This window comes from Streptomyces indicus (assembly GCF_900100315.1).
Lineage (GTDB): Bacteria > Actinomycetota > Actinomycetes > Streptomycetales > Streptomycetaceae > Streptomyces > Streptomyces indicus.
Genome location: NZ_FNFF01000031.1, coordinates 25,856 through 32,142, shown reverse-complemented (window position 1 = coordinate 32,142; position 6,287 = coordinate 25,856). Strand labels below are relative to the sequence as shown.

General features: G+C 71.6%; 6 protein-coding genes. 2 read left to right on the top strand and 4 right to left on the bottom strand.

Annotated elements, in window-relative coordinates; all coding sequences use genetic code 11:
• Positions 1–138 precede the first annotated feature (138 nt).
• Positions 139–1,704, top strand: a complete 1,566-nt coding sequence (locus tag BLT97_RS36150) for a helicase HerA-like domain-containing protein (protein ID WP_093618135.1) — start codon at positions 139–141, stop codon at positions 1,702–1,704.
• Positions 1,705–1,809: 105 nt separating this feature from the next.
• Here the strand turns inward: BLT97_RS36150 and BLT97_RS36145 are convergent, their stop codons facing one another.
• From BLT97_RS36145 to BLT97_RS36135, 4 genes are all read right to left on the bottom strand, one after another.
• The gene (locus tag BLT97_RS36145; protein ID WP_093618133.1) at positions 1,810–3,351 is read right to left on the bottom strand and encodes a M28 family metallopeptidase; all 1,542 of its coding nucleotides are present in this window, start codon (positions 3,349–3,351) and stop codon (positions 1,810–1,812) included.
• A 193-nt stretch (positions 3,352–3,544) separates the two neighbouring features.
• Positions 3,545–3,712, bottom strand: coding sequence for a hypothetical protein (locus tag BLT97_RS38215; RefSeq protein WP_176954016.1), 168 nt, complete (start codon positions 3,710–3,712; stop codon positions 3,545–3,547).
• A 59-nt stretch (positions 3,713–3,771) separates the two neighbouring features.
• Positions 3,772–4,107, bottom strand: coding sequence for a hypothetical protein (locus BLT97_RS36140; protein WP_093618117.1), 336 nt, complete (start codon positions 4,105–4,107; stop codon positions 3,772–3,774).
• Between the two features lie 124 nt (positions 4,108–4,231).
• Positions 4,232–4,852, bottom strand: coding sequence for an HhH-GPD-type base excision DNA repair protein (locus tag BLT97_RS36135; RefSeq protein ID WP_093618115.1), 621 nt, complete (start codon positions 4,850–4,852; stop codon positions 4,232–4,234).
• 64 nt (positions 4,853–4,916) lie between these two features.
• Between BLT97_RS36135 and mgtE the strand changes: the two genes are divergently transcribed.
• On the top strand, positions 4,917–6,263 hold the full coding sequence (gene mgtE / locus BLT97_RS36130) for a magnesium transporter (RefSeq protein ID WP_093618113.1): 1,347 nt from the start codon (positions 4,917–4,919) through the stop codon (positions 6,261–6,263).
• The last annotated feature ends 24 nt before the right edge of the window (positions 6,264–6,287 follow it).

The window sequence follows — 6,287 nt, the reverse complement described above, 5'->3', positions numbered from 1 at the left end:
GCCCCTGCCCCCGCACCCCCCGGCCCCGCGCCCACCCCCGCCGAAGGCGCCCACCCCACTCCCGCGCCTCCGGAGCCGGCGAGCGCGCCCGCTCCCGAGCCCGCGCCGCCCGGGCCCGCGCCCACTCCCGGTGAGGCGCTGCCCGCCGAGGCGGCCGAGATCGCCACCGGGTACGCGTTCACCGGCGAGGCGCTCGATCTGGGGGCGCTGCTGTGGGGCGGCCAGTGCCTGTCCGGGGCGCAGATCCGTATCCCGCTGTCCATGCTCAACCGGCACGGCCTGGTCGCCGGCGCCACCGGCACCGGCAAGACCAAGACGCTCCAGCTCATCGCCGAGCAGCTGGCCGGGCAGGGCGTCCCGGTGTTCCTCGCCGACATCAAGGGCGACGTCTCCGGCATCTCCGCGCCCGGCGAGGCGAACGACAAGGTGCAGGAGCGGGCCCGTGACGTGGGGCAGACCTGGGAGGCGAAGGGGTTCCCCACGGAGTTCTACGCGCTCGGCGGGATCGGGCCCGGCATTCCCGTACGCGCGACCGTCACCAGCTTCGGGCCCGTGCTGCTCTCGAAGGTGCTCCAGCTCAACCAGACGCAGGAGCAGTCGCTCGGCCTGATCTTCCACTACGCCGATACGAAGGGTCTGGAGCTGCACGACCTCAAGGATCTGCGGGCCGTGGTCACCTTCCTCACCTCGGACGAGGGCAAGCCCGAGCTCAAGGGCATAGGCGGCCTGTCGAGCGTGACCGCCGGCGTGATCCTGCGCGCGCTCACCGCCTTCGAGGCGCAGGGCATGGCGCCGTTCTTCGGCAACCCCGAGTTCGACGTGAGCGAGTTCCTGCGCACCGCCTCCGACGGGCGCGGCCAGGTCTCGGTGCTCGAACTGCCCGCCGTGCAGGACAAGCCGCACCTGTTCTCGACGTTTCTGATGTGGATGCTGGCCGACCTCTTCAACAACCTCCCCGAGGTCGGCGACCTGGAGAAGCCGAAGCTGGTGTTCTTCTTCGACGAGGCGCACCTCTTGTTCAACGGCGCCTCGAAGGCCTTCCTCGAAGCCATCACGCAGACCGTGCGGCTCATCCGGTCCAAGGGTGTCGGTGTGTTCTTCGTGACGCAGACGCCCAAGGACGTGCCGGCCGATGTGCTCGCCCAGCTCGGCAACCGCGTGCAGCACGCGCTGCGGGCGTTCACGCCGGAGGACCAGAAGGCGCTCAAGGCGACCGTGAAGACCTTCCCCAACTCCTCGTACGACCTGGAGGAGTTGCTGACGCAGCTCGGCACCGGTGAGGCCGTGGTCACGGTCCTGAGCGAGAAGGGCGCGCCGACCCCGGTGGCCGCGACCCGGCTGCGCGCCCCCGAGTCGCTGATGGGCCCGATCGACGCCTCCGTCCTGGACGCGGCGGTCAAGTCCTCGCTCCTGTACTCCCGTTACGCGGAGGAGGTCGACCCGGAGTCCGCGTACGAGAAGATCACCGCGCAGCAGGCCGAGGTGGAGGCCCGGAAGCAGGCCGAGCTGGAGGCGAAGGAGGCGGAGAAGGCCGCCAAGGAGGCCGAGAAGCAGGCGCGGGCGGCGGCCAAGGCTGCTCCGCAGGACGCCTCGATGGTCGACCAGGTGGTCGGCAGCGGCATCTTCAAGTCCCTTGCGCGCTCGCTCGGTACGCAGATCGGGCGCGAGATCTCGCGGTCGATTTTCGGTACGCGGCGGCGCTGACCCCGGACCGGCCGGCGGGCGACGCCCACCCCGCACAGGAGAACGGCTCGGACCTCCCGTACGAACGGGCTGTCCGAGCCGTATCTCTCGATCGAGCGGTTCAGGTCACTCGCTCACGCGGTCGTGGTCCTCGTGCAGACCGCCGCCGCTGCCCGCGTCGCCCTCGGTGGGCACGGAGGTCACCGGCTTGGTGAGGGAGCTCAGGTCGTGGGCGTACGTGCCGACCGCGTTGGCGATCACGTCGATGTTGATGCCCAGGGCCTTCATGCTGATGTTGCTGAGGTCGTCGCAGGCCGCGTGGTAGCACGGGTCGTACGCGACCCCCGCCTCGCCGCCGAACTTCGCCGCCTGCTCCGGGGTCTTGATGCCCTCGGCGCCGGTGAACGTGCCGCCCGACGGGATGCCGACCGCGATGAACGGGCCGTAGTCCGAGCGGCCGGTGAAGTCCGTGCCCTCGTGCGGGGCGCCCCGGCGGTCGAGGAACTCGTTGATGTCGCGCTCCAGTTGGGCGCTGCCCTCGGGCCCCGGGCCCTCGCCCTCCTTGTCGGAGTCGTCGCCGTCGTAGACGAACAGGCCGTAGTTCGGCGAGGCGATCATGTCGAAGTTGAGGTAGAGGCGGATGTCCTTCCGCTGCTCCTCGGTGAGCTTCTCGACGTACTTCTCGGAGCCGATCAGACCGTTCTCCTCGGCCGACCAGAACGCGAACTTGACCTTGTTGCGCGGCTGCTTGCCGTGCCGGGTCTCGTCCGCGAGCTGCTTGGCGACCTCGAGGAGGCCCGCGGAGCCCGAGGCGTTGTCGTTGATGCCGGGGCCCGCGGTGACCGAGTCGAGGTGGGCGCCGAGCATCACCGTGTTGTCGGCGTTGCCGCCGCGGGTCTCCGCGATGACGTTGTTCGTCGTCCGGGTCTCCTGGAACTCGCGGATCTCGAAGTCGACCGTGACCTCGCCCTTCGCGACCTCGGCGGCCAGCGCCTCGCCCTCGGCCAGCGTGATGCCGCCGGTCGGGATGCGGCCCGCGGCCGGGTCGCCGATGGTGCCGGAGAGCACCCCTTCGGTGTTGTTGTAGATGATCGCGCCGGAGGCGCCCGCGTCGGCGGCCGCGGCCTGCTTCTGCGCGAAGGGGCAGCCGCCGCGCTTGATCAGGGCGATCTTGCCGGTGAAGGTGCCGGACGCGTAGTCCTCCGGTTCGCAGCCCGTGGTGGTGTCCACGGGCACGGCGGCGACGGCGGCCTTGATGCCGCCCACCGGTGTGGACTTCGTGTACGTCATCGCCTGGATGTCGATGGTCCGCGGCGTGGGCGTCACGACCGCGAGGCGCTCGGCGAGCGTCTCGGTGTAGACGAACTCGAAGGCGTCGTAACTGACCTTGTAGCCCGCCTTCTTCAGGTACTCGTAGACGTACTTCGCGGAGGCGTCGTGGCCGGGCGACCCGGCGGCGCGGTGGCCGTCGTGGGCGTCCGCTATCGCCTGGAACTTCTGCAGGTGGCGGTACGCGCCCTTCGCGGACGACTCCTCGACCAGCTCGCGGGCGAGCTTGGCGGCGTCCTTGGCCGGGTTGCCGTGCCCGCGGCCGCGGTCGGCGGTGGCCGTTCCCGCGGAGGCGAGCAGCAGGGGCGTGGCGAGCGCGACGGCGGCGATGGCGGCGATCGTGCTGCGCGAGCGAGTTCTTGCGTTCACAGAGGTCCTTCCCCAAAGGCAGTGCGAACGAGGTGGGAGGGACGGTAGCGACCGGCGGGATCCCCGGATAGGGGTCCTGTGCAACTCGTGTTCGGTTTCGCCGGATTGGCCCCGCATGTGCCTGACATGCGGGGCCGGCCTGAGGTCCGGTACCGGGCGGGGCTCAGTCCCGGTGCTGCTTCAGATGCTGCTGCTTCCCGTCCTGCTGCTCGGGGCGCTGCTCCCGGTCGCCGTTCCCGGCGGTCCGGTCGTCGGCGCGCAGGCTGCGGCGCTCGCGTACGGATTCGGCGCGGAGCAGGGCGTGCAGTACCGCGTAGGGGTCCTTGGGCATGGGGGTGTCCTTGCGCTGTCTCGCTGGTTCGTGGGCTTCGCATCTGGTGCTCGGCCGGATCAGCAGCGCAGGACGGTGGTACGGGACGGGGAGGCGGCCGGCACGTGGACGTCCGCCGCGTACGGGGCGGGCGGCAGGACCCGCGGGACCGGGGGCTCGCGGTCGCGCGGGGTGAGCGGTGCGGGCAGTTCGCGCCGGGAGGCGGGGCGTGTCCCGCCGTCCCCGGCGCATTCGGCGGTCTCCGCCTCGGCCGTCACGGCCGGCGGGACGGCGGGGGCGGTCGCGGCGGCCGCGGGCCCCGCGAGGGCGAGGGCGAGCGCGACCAGGGCGAGCAGCACCGTGCGCAGCGCGGCGGCGCGGTGCAGGGGGCCTCGGGCCCGGTGGGGAACGCTCACACCACGTCATGTCCCCGGCTCGGCACGGGGCACGACGGGGGAGCGGACAGATCCGCCCGGATGGGGGTGCGGCGGGTCGGCTCGCGGTGGGTCGGGCGTCGGCTTCCGGTGGCGTCCGCGGGCGTCAGGCCTTCGCGGACTTGGCCGCCTTCGCCGCCGCCTTCATCTCCTGCTTGAACGCCCGCACCTTCGCGAGCGACTCGGGCCCGGTGATGTCGGCCGCCGAGCGGTAGGAGTCCTTGTCCCCGTACGAACCGGCCGCCTCGCGCCAGCCCTCGGGCGTGACGCCGTAGCGCTTGCCGAGCACCGCCACGAAGATCTTCGCCTTCTGCTCCCCGTACCCGGGCAGCGCCTTGAGCCGGGCGAGCAGCTCCTTGCCGTCCTTCACGTCCGACCACAGGGCGGTGGCGTCGCCGTCGTACTCGTCGACCAGGTAGCGGCACAGCTGCTGCACGCGCTGGGCCATCGAGCCGGGGTAGCGGTGCACGGCCGGCTTCGTCTTGAACAGCTCGGTGAAGGCCTCGGGGTCGTACGCCGCGATCTCGTGCGCGTCCAGGTCGTCCCGGCCGAGCCGCTCGGCGATCGTGTACGGGCCCGTGAACGCCCACTCCATCGGCACCTGCTGGTCGAGCAGCATGCCGACCAGGGCGGCGAGCGGGCTGCGGCCGAGGAGCTCGTCGGCCTCGGGGTTCTGGGCGAGGTGGATCTCGACGGCTGAGTTCTTCGCGGTCTTCTTCGCGGTCATACGGCCATGATCCCGTCGGTCCCGGCGGGGTGCGACACGGGTGCGGTGGCCCGAAGCTGAACCCATGACCGAGCGCACCGCCGAAGCGAAGCTCTCCGACCTGGTCGCCGCGCACGACGTCGGGCATCTGCAGCAGTGGCTGGCCGAGCGCCCGGACCACGAGATCGCCGAGGAGATCACCCGCGCCGACCAGGTGACGGCTGGGGTGCTGTTCCGGCTGCTCGACAAGGACCGGGCCTCGGAGGTGTTCGGGGAGCTCGACGGGGTCGAGCAGCAGAAGATCCTCAGCGCCGTACGCGACCAGTCCTTCCGCGACATCGTCGAAGGCATGGACCCGGACGACCGCGCCCGGCTCCTCGGCGAGGCGCCCGCCAACTTCACGCAGCGGGTCCTGGCCGGGCTCAGCCCGCGCGAGCGGGAGCTGACGGCCACGCTGCTCGGATACGAGCCGGGGTCGGTGGGCCGGTTCATGACCCCCGAGGTCGTCCGGCTCAAGGAGCACATCACGGTCGGTGAGGCCCTGGAGCGCGTACGGCGGGAAGGGCCCGAGGCCGAGACCGTGTACACGCTGCCGGTGACCGACGCCGGGCGGCGGCTCATCGGGGTCGTCGGCCTGAAGGACCTGGTCCTGGCCGATCCCGCCGACGCCCTGAACGGGCTCATCGACACCGCGCACCTGCGGGCGCACGCCGGCGACACCGCCGAGTCCGCGGCCCGTCTCATGCAGGAGGGCAACCTGCTCGACCTGCCGGTGGTCGACAGCGAGGACCGGCTCGTCGGCCTCCTCACCATCGACGACGCCCTGGAGGTCATCGAGGCCGCCGACACCGAGGACATCGCCCGGCAGGCCGCCGCCAGCCCGATCGAGGGGCACTATCTGACGGCCAGCGTGCTGCGGCTCGCGCGCTCCCGCGTCGTCTGGCTGCTGCTCCTGATCGTGGCGGCCACACTGACGGCGAAGGTGCTGGAGGCGTTCGAGGCGGACATCGCGAAGGTCACTGCGCTCGCGCTGTTCATCCCGCTGCTCGTCGGCACCGGCGGAAACGTCGGCGCCCAGGCCGCGACGGGTGCCGTGCGCGCCATCGCCGTCGGCGAGGTGCGGCCCGGGGACGTGCTCAAGGTGGCCTGGCGCGAGTGCCGGGTCGGGTTCCTGCTCGGTGTGATGCTTGGCGTGGTTGGTCTCGTCTTCGCGTGGGTGATCGCGAAGAACGCGGACATCGCCCTGGTCGTGGGCCTGACCCTGGTCGCGGTGTGCGCGTGGGCGGCGGTGATCGGGGGCGGCATGCCGCTGCTCGCCAGGAAGCTGGGGATCGACCCGGCGGTGATCTCGGCTCCGCTGGTGACGACGTTCGTGGATGCCACCGGCTTGATCATCTACTTCATGATCGCGCGGGTGGTGCTGGGGCTCTGAGGCTCTTCCCGGGGCCGCATATAA

What these genes read in the sequence shown, in the direction of transcription:
- BLT97_RS38215 (WP_176954016.1), bottom strand. Translation starts at nt 3,712, where the DNA reads ATGCCCAAGGACCCCTACGCGGTACTGCACGCCCTGCTCCGCGCCGAA.
- BLT97_RS36135 (WP_093618115.1), bottom strand. Translation starts at nt 4,852, where the DNA reads ATGACCGCGAAGAAGACCGCGAAGAACTCAGCCGTCGAGATCCACCTC.
- mgtE (WP_093618113.1), top strand. Translation starts at nt 4,917, where the DNA reads ATGACCGAGCGCACCGCCGAAGCGAAGCTCTCCGACCTGGTCGCCGCG.